This window comes from Actinomadura sp. NPDC048021 (assembly GCF_040653135.1).
Lineage (GTDB): Bacteria > Actinomycetota > Actinomycetes > Streptosporangiales > Streptosporangiaceae > Spirillospora > Spirillospora verrucosospora.
This window is the reverse complement of sequence record NZ_JBEZJQ010000005.1, coordinates 292,806-308,465: the sequence shown is the minus strand read 5'-3', so window position 1 is coordinate 308,465 and position 15,660 is coordinate 292,806. Positions and strand designations below refer to the sequence as shown.

The window sequence follows — 15,660 nt, the reverse complement described above, 5'->3', positions numbered from 1 at the left end:
GTGCCGGGCGGAACGGGCTTGGAGAGAGAGGGGTCAGACCGAGCGGACGGCCCGCAAGGACTCCTTCAGGGAGCCGAGGGTCGAGAAGACGGCCGTGGGTTCGTAGCCGCAGTGGGCCATGCAGTTGGCGCAGCGGGAGTCGCGTCCCCTTCCGTAGGAGTCCCAGTCGGTCTCGTCCAGGAGTTCCTGGTAGGTCTGCGCGTAGCCGTCCGACATCAGGTAGCAGGGACGCTGCCAGCCGAAGAGGGAGTAGGACGGGATCGCCCAGGCCGTGCAGGGGAAGTCGACCTTGCCTTCCAGGAAGTCCAGGAACAGGGGCGAGTGGTTGAAGCGCCACCGCTTGCGGTTGCCGTCCCCGAACGCCTTGCGGAACAGCTCCCGCGTCTCCTGGACGCCGAGGAAGTGGTCCTGGTCGGGCGCCTTGTCGTAGGCGTAGCCCGGCGAGATCATCATCTCGTCGACCCGGAGGTCGTCGTTGAGGTAGTTCATGACGTCGATGACGGTCTGCGGCGTGTCCGTGTTGAAGATCGTCGTGTTGGTGGTGACGCGGAACCCCCGCCGCTTGCACTCCCTGACGGCCGCGACGGCGTCGTCGAAGACGCCCTCCTTGCACACGGACGCGTCGTGGCGTTCCCGCAGCCCGTCGATGTGCACCGCCCACGCGAAGTACGGCGAGGGCGCGAACTTGTCGATCTTCTTGGGGATGAGCAGCGCGTTCGTGCACAGGAAGACGTACTTCCTGCGGCGGACGAGCTCGTTCACCAGCTCGTCGATCTGCGGGTGCATCAGCGGCTCGCCGCCCGCGATGGAGACCATCGGCGCGCCGCACTCCTCGATCGCGGCGAGGGCCTGCTCGACCGGCATCCGCTTCCTCAGCACGTCGTGCGGGTGCTGGATCTTCCCGCAGCCGGCGCAGGCGAGGTTGCAGGCGAACAGGGGCTCCAGCTCGACGATGAGCGGGAACTTCTCCCGGCCGCGCAGCTTGTTGCGGAGGATGTAGCTTCCGATGCGAAGGCTCTGGCGGAGCGGCATGCTCATGGTGTCGGGACCTCCTCGTGCAGGGTGAACTCGGCGGTCCCGCCCGGTCCGCGCCCCCGCCTCATGCCGCGCCCTCCAGGTAGCGGCCGAGGGCGCTCAGGGGGAAGACCAGGCGGTACAGGTGGTAGTTGATGTAGAAGTCGCCGGGGAAGCCGGTGCCGGTGAACTGCTCCTCGTCCCAGTTGCCGTCCGGGCGCTGGTGGTCGACGAGCCACCGCACGCCGGCCTCCACGGCAGGGGTGCGCTCGCCCGCGGCGAGCAGCGCCAGCAGTGCCCAGGCCGTCTGCGACGGGGTGGACTCGCCCCGCCCGATCCACGCGGGGTCGTCGTAGGAGCGCAGGTCCTCGCCCCAGCCGCCGTCGGGGTTCTGGTGGTCCTCCAGCCAGACCACGGCGCGCCGGATCGCGGGCTTGCCGGGACGCACCCCGGCCGCGACGAGCGCGGGCACCACGCTTCCCGTGCCGTAGACGTGGTTCGCCCCCCAGCGCCCGAACCACGAGCCGTCCGCCTCCTGCGCCCGGAGCAGCCACACGACGGCGCGCCTGACCACGGCCGACTCCGCGAGGCCCTCCTTGGACAGCGCCTCAACGACGTGGGCGGTGACGTCGGCGGACGGCGGGTCGATGACGGCGCCGAAGTCGCAGAAGGGCAGCTTCGTGCACAGCTCGCGGGTGTTGTCGGCGTCGAAGGCGCCGAAGCCGCCGTCGCGCGAGGCCATCCCCTCCAGCCAGCGGACGGCCCGCCTGATCGGCTCCTCCGCCGCCGGTAAGGCGGCCCGGCGCAGCGCCAGGATCGCCTCGGCGGTGTCGTCGGTGTCGGGGTAGACGTCGTTGTCGAACTCGAACGCCCAGCCGCCCGGCGGGACGTCCGGCCGCTTCACCGCCCAGTCCCCCGGCCCGCGGACCTCCTCGCCGACGATCCATTCGGCGGCCCGCAGCAGGGACGGGTGGTCGGCGGCCACCCCCGCGTCGGCGAGCGCGTTCACGGCGAGGACCGTGTCCCAGACGGGTGACTGGCACGCCTCAAGGCGGCGTCCCTTCCCGTCGCGGATCGTGAAGCGTTCGAGCCCGTCGAGGCCGCGCCTGATGACCGGATGGTCGAGGCCGTAGCCGAGCTCGTGCAGCGCCATCAGCGAGTACACCCACGGCGGCTGGATCCCGCCCCAGCAGCCGTCGGCCTCCTGCCTGGCGACGATCCAGTCGGCGGCCCGGCGCAGCGCCGCCCGGCGCAGCGGGCGCACCGGCCGCCTCTCGTACACGTGCAGGACGCGGTCGAGGGCGTTGAACGCCGCCCCCCAGCCGCGGGCCTCCCGGGCCGGCATCACGCCGCGGCGCAGTTCGGGCAGGTCGAACGGCAGGGCCCGGACCGGGCGCAGCGACCCGAGGATCGTCAGCGGGACGATCGTCTGCCGTGCCCAGCACGCCCAGTCGTAGACGTTCAGGGGGACGCGGCTCGGCAGGTACATCAGCTCGGGCGGCATGACCGGCAGGTCGTCCCAGGACCACTGGCCGAACAGCGCCAGCCAGACGCGGGTGAAGACGCGGCTGCCCTCGATGCCGCCCGCCTCCCGCACGTAGGCCGCGGCCTCGCGCATGTGCGCGGCGTCCACCGGGTCCCCGGCGAACCTCAGCGCGACGTACGCCTCGATCGTGGTGGACAGGTCGGCCGGGCCGCCGTGGAAGTTCGCCCACGTGCCGTCGTCGCGCTGCCGGGAGCGGATCCAGCGCGCCGCGTCCTTGGTGTCGGCGTCGGAGCGGATGCCGAGGAACTGGCGGAGCAGCAGGTCCTCGGCGTCCATGGTCACGTTGGTCTCCAGCTCGGCCTTCCACCAGCCCTCGGGCGACTGGAGGCCGATCAGGCGGTCGCGGGCGGCGTCGACGGCGGCGGCGGCCGCGCCGGTGAGTCCGGACACGTCGGTGGTGGTCATGCAGCGCTTCCCTTCTCGCCGGCGCGGCGGGGTCAGTGGTCCCGGGAGGTGACGAACAGGGCGATGTCGCGGAACTCGGCGGCCACGGCGCCTTCCATGCCGGACTCGTCGAGGTGGCGCCCGGCGGCGGCGACGCGGCGGTCGGCCTCGGCGGAGGCCCAGTCGCGCCCGCCCGCCGCCTCGACGAGCCGGGCCGTCTCCCGCAGGGCGTCCTCGGACGGCGGCCCGGGGTCGGCGTACAGCGCGGCGAGCCGCCGCGACTCGGGGCGCCCGGCGTTCAGCGCGTACACCACCGGGAGCGACTTCTTGCGCGCCCGCAGGTCGGCCAGGACGGGCTTGCCGGTCGCGTCCGGGCTGCCCCAGATGCCGAGCAGGTCGTCGACGAGCTGGAACGCGAGGCCCATCTCGGCGCCGAAGCCGGTCAGGTGGGTGACGAGCCGGGCGGGGCCCTCGGCCAGCATCGCCCCGATCGAGCACGCGCAGGCGAGCAGGGCGCCCGTCTTGTCGGCCGCCATCGCCAGGCACTCGTCGAGGGTGACGTCGTCGCGCTGCTCGAACCCGATGTCGAGCGCCTGGCCCGCGATGAGCCGCTGCGTGGCGGCGGTCAGCGCGCGCGCCGCCCAGTGGGCGCCGCGCGTCTGCTGGTCCAGGAGCAGGTTCTCCGACAGCGCCATCAGCGCGTCGCCGCCGAGGATGGCGGCGGACGGGCCGAACACCGTCCAGGCGGCGGGGCGGTGCCGCCGGGTCCGGTCGCCGTCCATGATGTCGTCGTGCAGCAGCGAGAACGCGTGCACGAACTCGACGGCGACGGCGCCGGGCAGCGCCGTCTCCTCGGACGCGCCGGCGGCCCGCGCGGACAGCAGCGCCAGCGCGGGGCGCAGCGCCTTGCCGCCCGCGGCGGCGGGCTCCCCGTTCTCGTCGATCCAGCCGAGGTGGTAGGCGACGACGCGGCGGGTCCACGGGTCGAGCCGCTCCGCGGACGCGCGCATGGCCTGGTCGACCAGGGCGCGCCCGCCGGTGATCGAGGTCGGGACGGTCATCGGCCGCTCACCCCGTCCGGGGCCGTCCGGCGCAGGTGGCGGCGGACGAGCCGGGCCGCGGTCAGGCCGCTGCGCACGGCTCCCTCCATCGTGTCCGGCCAGCCCGTGTCCGTCCACGCGCCGGCGAGGAACAGCCACGGCAGCCGGGTCGCGGACGCGGGGCGCAGCGCCTCGCTGCCGGGGCTCTGGCGGAACGTCGCGTGCCGCTCCCGCGTCACGAAGAAGTCGGTGACGCGGGCGCGCCGCGCGGCCGGGAACAGCCGCTCCATCTCGGCGAGGTAGACCGCGCGCAGCGCGGCGGTGGGCGTGTCGATCCAGCGGTCGGCCGCCGAGACCGAGACCGCCAGGTACTGGCCGCCGCCGGTGAGGCCGCTGACCGCGGTGCGGTCGAACACCCACTGGACGGGCGAGCCGACCGCCGCGGCGAACGGCGGGTCGGCGCCGTCGACCCGCAGGACGGGACGGTCGTAGACGACGTGGACGTTGACGATCGGGCTGGAGCCGAGGCCGGCCCAGCGCGCCCGGCCGGGGGCCGCCTCCTCGGGGACGAGCGCGGCCGCCGCCCGGTGGGGCACGGCGACCACGACGGCGTCGGCGCCGACCGGGGCGCCGTTCACGACGAGCTTCGGACCGGCGTCGATCGCCGTCACCTTCGCGTTCAGGTGGATCCGGCCGCCGTCCCGCTCGATCCTGGCCGCCGGGAGCGCGCCGTGCAGGTCGCCGAGCGGGACCGCCGGCACGCCGATGTCGGCGGCGTCCGGGCGGCCGAGGAGCGCGGTCCGGCACACGAACGCGGCGGGGCCGAGCGCGGCGCCGTCCAGCCGGGCGTTGAGCGCGGCCGTGACGAACAGCTCCCAGAGCGCCTCGCGCGCCCAGGGCCCCTGCCCGTGCTCGGCGAGCCAGGTGCCCATGCTGATCCGCTCGTGCGACGGGTCGGAGAGGTCGAGGCGGTCGAGCGCCAGCGACGCGCCGACCGCCCGCAGCCGGTCGGCCGGCGAAAGCAGCCGGTACCCGGCGAGCGCGGGCAGCAGGTGCAGGGGGCCGGGGGCCTTCACACGGCGGAGCCGTGCAGTGGACACCGCACGGCGGAGCCGTCCGGCGCGGCCGTCCGGGGTCAGGACGCGGACGTCGAAGCGGTCCTGGACGCGGACGCGGTCCTGGGCGTCCAGCCGTGCGAGCAGGCCCCGGTACGCCGAGCAGCACTTCAGGAAGATGTGCTGCCCGTTGTCGACCGTCAGCCCGTCCCGCGAGAACGAGTGGGTGGCGCCGCCGAGCCGGGGACGCGCCTCGTAGATCGTCGCGCGCACCCCCGTCTCCTGGAGCGCCAGCGCGGTGGTGACCCCGGCGAGCCCGCCGCCGACGATCGCGACCTCCGGCGGGGCGCCGTCGCGGGCGCTCACCGGTGGATCCCGGCCATCGCCATGGCGGACACGGTCGCCTTCTCCCAGGCGGGCAGGGACGTCCGCGTCTCCAGCGCGGTCAGCGGGTCGGCCGTGATACGCCGCAGCAGGTGCCGGTAGATGCCCGCCATCGCACCCGCGCACGCGGCGCTGCGCCGGTCGAGCATGGGCAGCAGCTTCAGGCCGTCGGCGTACCACCGCCCCGCCCGGTCCGCCTCGAAGCGGACGAGGCCCGCCAGCCGGTCGGGGTCGTCGGTCGTCCGGCCCGCCTCGTCGCGCTCCAGGGTGCACCCGAACCGGGCGAGGTCCTTGGCGGGGAGGTAGACGCGGCCGTTCGCCCCGTCCTCCCGGACGTCGCGGAGGATGTTCGTCAGCTGGAGCGCGACGCCGAGCGCGTCGGCGCGCGGCACGGCCGCGGCGGGGTCGGCCGTCCCGAACACGCCGAGCGACAGGCGGCCGACGGCCCCGGCGACGCAGCGGCAGTACCAGAGGAGGTCGTCGAAGGTGTCGTAGGTCTCGCCGCGCACGTCGGCCTCGCAGCCGTCGATCAGCTCGCCGAACGCGTCGAGGGGGATCGCGTGGCGGCGGGCGGCGTCGGCCAGCGCGACCAGCACCGGGTCGGAGGGATGGGCACCGGGCTCGGCGAGCCGCGCCCGCTCGGCGGCGAGCTTCGCGAGCCGGTCCGCCGCGGACGCGCCGTGGTCGTCGCCGATGTCGTCGATCCGCCGGGCGAACGCGTACACGGCGCTGAGGGCCCGCCGTTTGGGCGGGGGAAGCAGCCGGATCCCGTACGAGAAGTTGCGCGCCTGGGAGCGCACGACGCTCTCGCAGTGCCGGTAGGCGGTGGAAGCGTCCATCTAAGCTGCCCTTCTCCTTCCCATGGTCCGCGACCACTCGGCGAGCAGCCGCACCTTCCCCGGCCGCGGCGGGCGGGGCAGGACGTCGTAGGCGGCGCGCTCCAGCGCGTCGAGGGCGGCGAGGCCGCCCGCGACGTATCCGGCGACGGCGATGCGCGCGAACCCCCGGAGCCCGCCGGTGAGCCCGGCGCCCTCGTCGAGCATGCGCCGCGCCCGCCTCGCCTGGAGCGCCACGACGCCGCGCAGCCGGGTCGGGGTCGCCGGGGCGGTGAGGTCGTCCTCGGCGCACCCGAACCGCCGCAGGTCGTCCGCGGGCAGGTAGACGCGCCCGTTGCGGTGGTCCTCGCCGACGTCCTGGCAGTGCTCGATGATCTGCAGCGCGGAGCACACCCGGTCCGACAGGCGCAGCCGGTCCGGCGTGGCGGCGCCGAACACGTGCAGGACGATGTGCCCGACCGGATCGGCGGACAGCGCGCAGTAGCCGAGGAGGTCGTCGAACGTCGCGTACCGGGTGACCTCCTGGTCCTGGCGGTTCGCCCGGACCAGGCGGCGGAACGGCTCGGCGGGGATGCGGCGGGCGACGATCGTCGCGGCGAGGTCGCGCAGCACGGGCAGTTCCGGCCGCTCCCCCGCGTAGACGCGGTCGAGGTCGCGCTCGACGAGGTCGAGGAGACCGGCCCGCTCGCCCGGCGGCGCCTCGTCCCCTATGTCGTCGACCAGGCGGGCGTACCCGTACACGTTGAGCAGGTGCGCGCGGTGGCGCGCGGGCAGCAGCCGGGAGGCGACGGGGAAGTTCTCCCCGGACTGCAGTTCGGTCCTCGCCCGGCGTTCCTCGGTGGCGTTCCACAAACGCTCGCTGACGGACATGGCGTTCCCCCTGGGGCGGTGGCGGCGCGGGGGCGTACATCGATGCCCGTTAACCGGGTGGCCGGCCGGTAAACATGGCCATCGACGGGGCCCATGACGCGTACGTCCCCGATCGGCCGCGCCGAGCCTCCCGATTTTCCGTCCTTTATGAAAATAGGCCGGAAGCGGTCAGGCGGGAACAGGGAATCGGAGAGTCCGGCGATCACCGGCGGTCATCGCGCATTCACCTGTGGATGATCATTACCTGGCGGGATGGAGGCGGCGATCCGGACGGAACGGGCTGGGGCCGGCTCAGTAGGTGGTGAGGATTCGCGCGAGTATCCGGGGCGTCTGCTCGGGCGGTGCGGCCTCGGTGACCAGCGTGTTGAAAATGTGCCAGTGGTGCTCGATGTCGGCGCGCCGCGTCGGGTAGACGGCATTGTCGGGACGCTCCAGATAGACCATGTCCTGGAGGCCCTGCTGCGGGAACCGGACGAGCGTGAGCGACCCGTCGCCGGCCACCTGGCCGGAGATGCCGAGGGGCGCGATCTGGATCGTGACGTTCGGCCGCCTGCACTGCTCGATGATGTGTCTGATCTGCAGCCGCATCGTCTCGGGCGCGCAGACGGGACGCCACAGCGCCCCCTCGTCGAGCACGACCCAGAGGTTGAGGGGGCGCGGCCGGCGCCGCAGGACGCGCTGGCGCCGCATCCGGAACTCGACGCGCCGCTCGACCTCGTCGGACTCGGGGCGCAGGCCGCGGACCAGGCCGCGGGTGTAGTCCTCGGTCTGGAGCAGGCCGGGGACGAACTGGGCCTCGAACGTGCGGACCAGCCTGGCCGCCTGCTCGGCGCTCAGGTAGTCGCGGACCCAGCGCGGCACGATGTCGGCGTCGCCGTGCCACCAGGGCCGCGCGCCGGTCTGCTCGGCCAGGGCGAGCAGGGTCGCGCGCTCGCCGGGGTCGGCGCCGTAGCGGTCGAGCAGGCCGGCGACGTCGGCGGCCTTGGCGCCCGTGCGGCCCAGCTCCAGCCTGGCGATCTTCGACTCGGACGCGCCGATCGCCAGGCCGGCCCCGGGCCGGGGCAGCCCGGCCGCCTCCCGCAGCTCGCGGAGCCGCTTGCCGAGCAGCATGCGCGGGACGAACGGGTCGCCCTGCGCGGGGACCGCGCCGGCCGGAGCGCTGCGCCCGGGCGGCGGTTTCCTGCTGCCGGTGATCGTGACGGAGGCCAAGGGGGGACTCCTCATCGGAAGACGGCATGGACGACCGCTCCGACTATAGTTCACGCTCCGCGTCGGAGATAAGACCGTATGTTACTTACCGTCCCGGCCACGCGGCCCGGACCCCGGAGACGGTTCCCGGCACGGCGCGTCAGGGTTTACGGGCCACCCCGCACCTGGTCGGCAGGCTCTCGCCCTCGATCGGCCCGACTTCGGGACGCCACGCCCCGCTCGTCACCAGCCCCGGTTCCTCCAGCTCCAGGCCGTCGAAGTAGCCGCGGATGAACTCGGGGTCGCGCAGCCGGAACGGGATCGCGCCGGTCTCGTCGTAGGCGCGCTGCGCCGCGTTGAACCGCGCGTTCTCGTCGGTGGAGTCGTGCAGGATGAGGTAGCTGCCGGAGGGCAGCGGGTCCATCAGCCCGCGGACGACGCCGTAGGCCTCGTCCGGGTCGACGATGTGCCCCAGCACGCCAATGATCATCAGGCCGACGGGCTGGGACAGGTCCAGCAGCTCCGAGGCCCGGTCCATGATCGTCTTCGGGTCGTGCAGGTCGCAGTCGATGTAGGCGGTGCGGCCCTCGTTCATCAGGGCGCGGGCGTGCGCGAGGACGAGTGGGTCGTTGTCGACGTAGACGACCTTGGCGTCGGGGGCGGCGCGGCGGGCCATCTCGTGGGTGTTGTCGACGGTGGGAAGGCCGGTCCCGCAGTCCATGAACTGGCGGATCCCCCGCTCGCGGGCGAGGAACCGGATCGCCCGGTCCATGAAGTAGCGCCCCGCGCGGGCGATCTCCACGATGCCCGGGTACAGCGAGACGTAGTGGTCGCCGGCGAGCCGGTCGACCTCGTAGTTGTCGGTCCCCCCGAGCCAGTAGTTCCAGATCCGCGCCGACTGCGGCACCTCTGTGTTGATCTTGGTGTCCGATCCCTTTCCCGGGCCCCGGGTGGTATCCGTCATGTCTGACGCTCCTTCCAGCAGGTACGGGCACCTCTCGCGGCAAACCTAGACCCCGCGCCCCAGAGGCGGCCGGAAAAGTGAAATTCGGACCTGTCCGCGCACCGATTCGGGACGATAATGAATACACAGAGTGGCGGAAACCCCGAAAATCGGGTGGCGCGTGCGCCAGGTGTGACGAAAGCGATCGCTGAACGCCCTCCGCCCGGAGGACCGATCGATCTCTTACGGGCGGGACACGGATCGGTGTCCGCGCCGCCAGGATGAACCGGCCGGACCACCGCGGAAATTCACCTTTCACTTTTCCAAGATTTTACTTGACCGAGCGGCGCCCGTGACCGAAGCCTCCAAACCCTCATAGTCGCCTATATCAGGTGATTCTTGAGAAACCGTCACCCGGCACCGCACCTGATCACACGTTTCTTCAATGCGGCGTTTCGGACATTCGCCTCGTCCAGCCTGAGAGCGTCCAGGGGGACGGCCCTCAGCGGCCCGCCCAGACGGCGATCGCGAGCGCCACCCGGTCCTCGAACCGCATGGGGTCGCGGCCGGTCAGCGACTCGATCCGGGACAGCCGGTGGCGCAGGGTGTTGGGATGCAGGTACAGGGCCCGCGACGTCGCGCCGACCGCGCCGCCCATGTCCAGGAAGGTGCGCAGCGTCTCGGTGAGGCGGGTGCCGTGCGCGGCGTCGTACTCCCTCAGCGGACGGGCGATCTGCTCGGCGAACGGGGCGAGCTGCTCCTGGTCGAGGCGGCCGAGGAGGGCCTGGAAGGTGGCGAGGTCGGCGGCGTGCACGACCCCGCCGGTGCGGCGCGCGGTGTCCAGGGCGGTGAGGCTCTCGGTGAGCGAGACCGGCAGGTGCTCCAGCGGGCCGGGGCTGCCGACGCCGGCGGGCTCGGCCCAGGCGTGCGCGTCGTTGGTGACGAGCAGGGCCGTGTGGTCGTCCAGGCCGAGGACGCCGGGCAGCTCCTCCTCGACCGCGCCGTCCATCGCGATCACCAGCAAGGACGCGGGGTCGAGCCCGGCCTCGTCGATCCGGGGCCGCAGCGCCTCGGCGGACGCGAGCCCGTCGCGCACCATGCGCAGCAGCCGCCCGGTCTCCTCCCGCTCGTGCCGCTCGTCGCCGACGGACGCGAGCCGCTCGGCGAACCACTCGGTGAACCCGAGGAACGGGACCTCCCGCGGCACCTCCAGCAGCGGGAGGCCGACGCGGTCGCAGGCGTCGCGCAGCTCCTCGGGGACGGCGTCGGTCACGTCGCCGATCCCGTAGCCGACGGCGCTCGCGCGGGCTGCTTTGACCGAACCGGCGAACGCGGCGCACGCGCCCCCGTCCCGCAGCGACGCGCCGACCGTCAGCACGATCTCGTGCCCGTGCAGGTAGGGGCCGGGGTCGAGGAGCTCGGTGGAGTGCGCCCAGCGGACCGGGCGGTCGAGACCGTCCTGCCCGGCGACAAGGCGCAGCCGGAAGCGCGGCACCTCGAGGAGCTGCCGGACGGTCAGGTGCGGCAGCGTGGAATCGCTGGTCACATCCTCACCCTCTCACCCCGCCCGGGTGCCCTCCCGCGCCCGTGACCGTGTTTTGGGCAAGTGCACGAAAGGTCGGGCGCGCCGCGGTGGGTTCGGCCAAGAAATCCCCATGACGCTTGTCACCAGCGGTTATGCCGGGTTTGCCTGGTGCTTTCGGAGCGTTGCGAGGTGATCTCATGGACGGGCGGGTCGCGCTGGTCACCGGGGCGGCCGGCGGCGTCGGCGCCGCGCTGGTGCGCGAGCTGGCGGGACGCGGCTGGCGGACGGCGGGCCTCGACCTGCGCCAGGCCCCGGACACCGACCACTCGGTGAGCGTGGACGTGGCGGAACCCGCGCAGGTGCGCGCGGCGGTCCGGCGGATCGAGCGGGAGCTCGGCCCGGTGGAGGCGGCGGTGAGCGCGGCCGGGCATCACATGATCGTCCCGGTGTCCGACATCGCCTGGCCCGACTGGCGGCGGATGCTGCGGGTGCACCTCGGCGGCGTGGTGAACATGTGCGCCGCCCTCGCGCCGGGAATGGCCGAGCGCGGCCGGGGGAGCATGGTGGCGATCACCTCTCACCTCGCCGTCGGCGGCGCGAGCGCCGAGGCGCACTACGCGGCGGCCACCGGCGCGGTGCTCGGGTTCGTCCGGTCGCTGGCGGCGGAGCTCGGACCGTCCGGGGTACGGGTGAACGCGGTGGCGCCCGGCCCGACCGACACGCCGATGCTCCCCTACGACTCGCCCTGGCGCAGGCCGTCCTATCTGCAGGGCGTGCCGGCCGGGCGGCTGACCTCCCCGGAGGAGGTCGCGCTCGCCGTCGCCTACCTCATCGAGGACGGCACGTTCTGCACCGGCGAGGTCCTGTCCCCGAACGCGGGGACGGTGGTCTGATGACGATCGCGCTGATCACCGGGGCGGCCGGCGGGCTCGGCGAGGCGGTGGCGCGCCGGCTCGCGGCCGACGGCCGCCTGGTCGTCCTCAACGACCGTCCCGGGCGGGACGTGGCCGGGCTCGCCGCCGAGCTGAACGGCATCGCCGCGCCGGCCGACGTCTCCGATCCGGCGGCGGTCACCGCGATGGTGGCGGAGGTCGAGCGCCGTACGGGCGGGCAGATCGCGCTCCTCGTCACCTGCGCCAGTCGGCTGGAGATGGCTCCGTTCACCAGGTCGGAGGACCTCGACGACTGGTGGCGGACGGTCGACATCGACCTCGGCGGGACGTTCGCGTGCGCGCAGGCCGTGATGCCGGGCATGGTCGAGCGCGGCGGCGGCCGGATGGTGTTGACCTCGTCCGAGTGGGGCGTGGTCGGATGGCCGGAGGCGAGCGCCTACTCGGCGTCCAAGGCGGGCGTCGTCGCGCTCGCCAAGTCGCTCGGCCGCGAACTCGCCCCGCTCGGCATCGCGGTGAACGCCGTCGCGCCGGGCGCGATGGACACGCCGCTGCTGGAGGCGGACGCGACCGCCGCCGGGGTGTCCGTCGAGGAGATCCGCGCCCGGTACGCCGCCCGGACGCCACTCGGCCGGATCGCGACCCCCGAGGAGATCGCGGCGGCGGTCGCGTTCCTGGCCGACGAGCGCCTTCCGACGCTCGTCGGCCAGATCCTCCACGTCAACGGCGGCACCACCCGCTGCCGCGCCTGACCGTCACTCGCGGGCGCCGACGGCGTCGGCGGGGCGGGAGGCCATGGCGAGGCGGGCGGCCGGGAAGGTCGCGGCCGCGGCGAGCAGGAGGCCCCAGGCGAGGACCCCCAGGTGGCCGAGCGGCGGGACGTGCGGGGGGCCGTCCGTCATGCCCGCGCCGAACGCGGTGAGCGCGGCGAGGGCGACGGCCGTGCCGAGGACGGCGGCGATCACGACGACGGCCAGCGTCTCCCACCCGAGCATCGCCATGACCTGGCGCCGGGTCGTCCCGACGAGGCGCAGCACGGCGAACTCGCGGGCCCGGCCCGCGGTGGCCATCGCGAGGGTGTTCACCACGGCGATCGCGGTGAACGCGATGATCAGCCCCATCGCGACGTAGGCGACCTCGGCGTTCCCGGCCGTCCGGGCCTCGGCGAGCGCGCCCGGGGCCGCGACCGGGAGACCGCGCGGCGGGGCGCCCGCGATCAGCAGCGCGCCGCGGGGGTCGTCGACGTGGGCGGCCAGCAGGTCGCGGTCGACGGTGAGGTCGCCGAAGCCGAGGCCGCGCCCGTAGACGGCGATCACGGTGGGCCGGAACGGCGTGCCGTCCCCGAGGGTGAGCGCGAGCCGGTCCCCGGGCCGGACGCCGAGGCGCCGGGCGGCGGTGGCGCTGACCGCGATGCCGGAGGCGTCCAGGCGGTCGAGCGACCCGGCCCGGACGTCCAGGTCCATGGTGCGGTCGAGGCCCGCCGGCGTGACGCCCTGGACGCCGTAGTTCTCCAGGCCGACCCGGACGGTGCCGTGCAGGACCTCGGTCACGGCGGTCACACCGGGCGTCCGGCGGAGCCGCTCGGCGGTGCCGTGCGGGACCGCGGGGCCGGCGGCGTGCGCGGCGACCGTGCCCTCGCGCGCCTGCCGTGTCGCGGCGTGGCCGATCGTCGTCTGCGTGAACAGGATCGTCGAGGTCAGCCCGATCATCAGCGTCAGCGGGGTGACGACGGACGCCAGGCGCCGGGCGGCCGCGGCGAGGTTGGCGGCCGCCAGGTGCCCGCCGCCCGGCAGGAGCCGGAGCGGGACGGCGAGCCCGGCGACCGCGGCCCGGACGAGGGCGGGGCCGAGGAGCGCGACGGCCGCGGTCCAGACGATCGCGGTCAGCATCGTCACCGGGCTGGACGCCGCCTCCGTGTCGAGGTGCGCCAGCAGCGCCGTCAGGGCGGCGGCCCCGGCCGCGACGGCCAGCCCGGCCGCGATCCGGACGGCGCCGAGCCGGGCGCGGCCCGTCGCCGCGTCGCCGAGGGCCTCGACGGGCCGGACCCGGGCCGCGCCGCGGGCGGTGATCCGGGCTGCGGCCACGGCCGCGAGGACGGTGGCGAGCGCGGCGGCGAGCGGCGGGAACGGGCCGACGACGAGGTCCAGGTTGGGCGGCAGGGCGCCGAGCCCGCGGAACTCGTCCCGCAGCAGGAACGCCAGCGGCAGGCCGGCCGCCGCGCCGAGCGGTCCCGCGACGAGCCCGACCAGCAGCGCCTCGCCCCCGATCATCCGGCGGACCTGCCACGGCGTCGCGGCGACCGCGCGCAGCAGCGCGACCTCGCGCTCCCGCTGCCGCACCGACAGCGCGAACGTCCCGGACACCACGAGGACGGCGACGAGCAGGGCCGTCCCGCCGAGGGCGCCGCCCAGGGAGATGAGCTTGACGCGGGCCTTCTCCGCGCCGAGGAACTCCGCCCGGCCCCGGTCGCCGCCAGTGTGGACGGTCGCCCCGGTGCCGCGCACGGCGTCCTCGACGGCCCTGGCGGAGCCGCGGGCGCCGACGGCGGTGACCATGCCGCCGCGGCCGGACAGGCGGGTCGCCTGAGCCGTCGAGAAGAAGACGGCGGTCTGGTGCGCGAGCGCCTGCCGGGTCACCCCGACGACGCGGTAGGCGCCGGGGACGGCGGCCTCGACCCGCACCGACGTGCCCGGGTGCAGGCGGCGGGCGCGCGCCGTGGCGGCGTCGACCACGATCTCGTCGTCCGCGGCCGGGGCGCGGCCCTCGCGGAGGGTGAACGGGGTGAGCGCGGCGGACTCCCACCCGTGGCCCCAGGACGGGCGGTCCTCCTCGGGGGCGCCGATCTCGGCGGGGAACGTCACCTCGGTGACGACGTCCCGGACGCCGTCCGCCGCCCGGACCCGGGCGGCGACGGAGGCGGGCAGCCACACGCGCTCGGCGAGCGGCTTGGCCTTGTGCTTGCGCTTGCCCTTCTTCTTGACGATCACCTGGTGGACGGACTGGTCGCCGGTGACGACGACCGGCGCCCCCGCGTACCGTTCCGGCGCGACGGAGCCGCGCAGGCCCGTGTCGAGCAGGACGCCGCACGCGCAGATCAGGGCCGCCGCGCACAGCAGCGCGGCGAACGCCCCCGCGAAGCCCGCCTTGCGATGGCGCAGCGTGCTGAGCACGATTCCGAACATCACTTCCACGCTCCCAGCCGGGTCATGCGGGCGGCGACCTTGTCGCTGGACGGGGCGTCCATCGAGTCGACGATCCGTCCGTCCGCGAGGAACAGCACCGTGTCGGCGTAGGAGGCGGCGACCGGGTCGTGCGTGACCATCACGACCGTCTGGCCCATGCCGTCCACGGTCTCGCGCAGCAGCGTCAGCACGTCCCGGGCCGTCATCGTGTCGAGCGCGCCCGTGGGCTCGTCCCCGAACACGACGTCCGGGCGCGTCACCAGGGCGCGCGCGATCGCGACCCGCTGCTGCTGCCCGCCGGACAGCTGCCCGGGCCGGTGCCCGGTCCGGTCCGCCAGCCCCACGCGGGCGACCACCTCCGTGAGCCACGCCTTGTCCGGGCGGGTGCGCGACAGGCGCAGCGGAAGCGTGATGTTCTGCTCCACCGTCAGGGACGACACCAGGTTGAACGCCTGGAACACGAAGCCGACGCGGCGCCTGCGCAGCTCGGTCAGCTTCGTCTCGTTCATGGAGGACAGCTCGGTGTCCCCCAGCCGGACCGTGCCGGACGTGGGCGTGTCGAGACCCGCGGCGCAGTGCAGGAACGTGCTCTTGCCCGAGCCGGACGGCCCCATCACCGCCGTGAGCCGGCCCCGCGGGAGGGTCGCCGTCACCTCCCGCAGCGCCGCCACCGCTCCCCTGCCCCGTCCGTAGACCTTGCTCACCGCGTTCAGGCTCACCGCGTCCATGCGCACCGCGTCGTTCATGCCCACAAGTCTTGTGACCTGCGGTTCCGGCCACCAGAGAGGAGATCACCGGCCACC

At 74.4% G+C, this 15,660-nt stretch carries 13 protein-coding genes; 2 read left to right on the top strand and 11 right to left on the bottom strand.

Translation table 11 applies throughout. From position 1 onward, the window contains the following. Nucleotides 1-33: 33 nt before the first annotated feature. The 9 genes from hpnH to AB0C87_RS11335 form a co-directional block, all read right to left on the bottom strand. A complete protein-coding gene (gene hpnH, locus AB0C87_RS11375; protein WP_353833587.1) occupies nucleotides 34-1,038 on the bottom strand; it encodes an adenosyl-hopene transferase HpnH in 1,005 nt (334 codons plus the stop codon). Between the two features lie 61 nt (nucleotides 1,039-1,099). After that, nucleotides 1,100-2,965, bottom strand: coding sequence for a squalene--hopene cyclase (shc, locus tag AB0C87_RS11370; RefSeq protein ID WP_345182665.1), 1,866 nt, complete (start codon nucleotides 2,963-2,965; stop codon nucleotides 1,100-1,102). Between the two features lie 32 nt (nucleotides 2,966-2,997). Beyond that, nucleotides 2,998-4,005: a polyprenyl synthetase family protein gene (locus AB0C87_RS11365; RefSeq protein WP_360577254.1), complete on the bottom strand. Its 1,008-nt coding sequence runs from the start codon at nucleotides 4,003-4,005 to the stop codon at nucleotides 2,998-3,000. Then, nucleotides 4,002-5,405: a hydroxysqualene dehydroxylase HpnE gene (hpnE, locus tag AB0C87_RS11360; RefSeq protein ID WP_360577253.1), complete on the bottom strand. Its 1,404-nt coding sequence runs from the start codon at nucleotides 5,403-5,405 to the stop codon at nucleotides 4,002-4,004. The genes AB0C87_RS11365 and hpnE overlap by 4 nt, the downstream gene beginning before the upstream one ends. After that, nucleotides 5,402-6,262, bottom strand: coding sequence for a presqualene diphosphate synthase HpnD (gene hpnD / locus AB0C87_RS11355; protein WP_360577252.1), 861 nt, complete (start codon nucleotides 6,260-6,262; stop codon nucleotides 5,402-5,404). Before hpnD ends, hpnE begins: the two co-directional genes overlap by 4 nt. Continuing rightward, nucleotides 6,263-7,129 (bottom strand): squalene synthase HpnC, encoded by an 867-nt coding sequence (hpnC, locus tag AB0C87_RS11350; protein ID WP_360577251.1) that lies wholly within the window; start codon nucleotides 7,127-7,129, stop codon nucleotides 6,263-6,265. 291 nt (nucleotides 7,130-7,420) lie between these two features. Next, nucleotides 7,421-8,338 carry a helix-turn-helix transcriptional regulator gene (locus tag AB0C87_RS11345; RefSeq protein ID WP_360350811.1) on the bottom strand — a complete coding sequence of 306 codons (918 nt, stop codon included), beginning with the start codon at nucleotides 8,336-8,338 and terminating at the stop codon, nucleotides 7,421-7,423. Between the two features lie 139 nt (nucleotides 8,339-8,477). Beyond that, nucleotides 8,478-9,281 carry an SAM-dependent methyltransferase gene (locus AB0C87_RS11340; RefSeq protein WP_345182669.1) on the bottom strand — a complete coding sequence of 268 codons (804 nt, stop codon included), beginning with the start codon at nucleotides 9,279-9,281 and terminating at the stop codon, nucleotides 8,478-8,480. A gap of 481 nt (nucleotides 9,282-9,762) precedes the next feature. Continuing rightward, nucleotides 9,763-10,806: a PucR family transcriptional regulator gene (locus AB0C87_RS11335; RefSeq protein ID WP_345182670.1), complete on the bottom strand. Its 1,044-nt coding sequence runs from the start codon at nucleotides 10,804-10,806 to the stop codon at nucleotides 9,763-9,765. A 176-nt stretch (nucleotides 10,807-10,982) separates the two neighbouring features. On the opposite strand from AB0C87_RS11335, the gene AB0C87_RS11330 reads away from it, so the two are divergent. Together AB0C87_RS11330 and AB0C87_RS11325 are read left to right on the top strand one after the other, a co-directional pair. Further along, nucleotides 10,983-11,678 (top strand): SDR family oxidoreductase, encoded by a 696-nt coding sequence (locus AB0C87_RS11330; protein WP_360577250.1) that lies wholly within the window; start codon nucleotides 10,983-10,985, stop codon nucleotides 11,676-11,678. After that, complete coding sequence (locus AB0C87_RS11325; protein ID WP_345182672.1) at nucleotides 11,678-12,427, top strand: SDR family NAD(P)-dependent oxidoreductase; 750 nt, start codon at nucleotides 11,678-11,680, stop codon at nucleotides 12,425-12,427. Before AB0C87_RS11330 ends, AB0C87_RS11325 begins: the two co-directional genes overlap by 1 nt. Before the next feature lie 3 nt (nucleotides 12,428-12,430). On the opposite strand, the gene AB0C87_RS11320 is transcribed toward AB0C87_RS11325, so the two are convergent. After that, the gene (locus tag AB0C87_RS11320; RefSeq protein WP_360577249.1) at nucleotides 12,431-14,857 is read right to left on the bottom strand and encodes an FtsX-like permease family protein; all 2,427 of its coding nucleotides are present in this window, start codon (nucleotides 14,855-14,857) and stop codon (nucleotides 12,431-12,433) included. Next, nucleotides 14,857-15,603 carry an ABC transporter ATP-binding protein gene (locus tag AB0C87_RS11315; RefSeq protein ID WP_345182674.1) on the bottom strand — a complete coding sequence of 249 codons (747 nt, stop codon included), beginning with the start codon at nucleotides 15,601-15,603 and terminating at the stop codon, nucleotides 14,857-14,859. The genes AB0C87_RS11320 and AB0C87_RS11315 overlap by 1 nt, the downstream gene beginning before the upstream one ends. Between the last annotated feature and the right edge of the window lie 57 nt (nucleotides 15,604-15,660).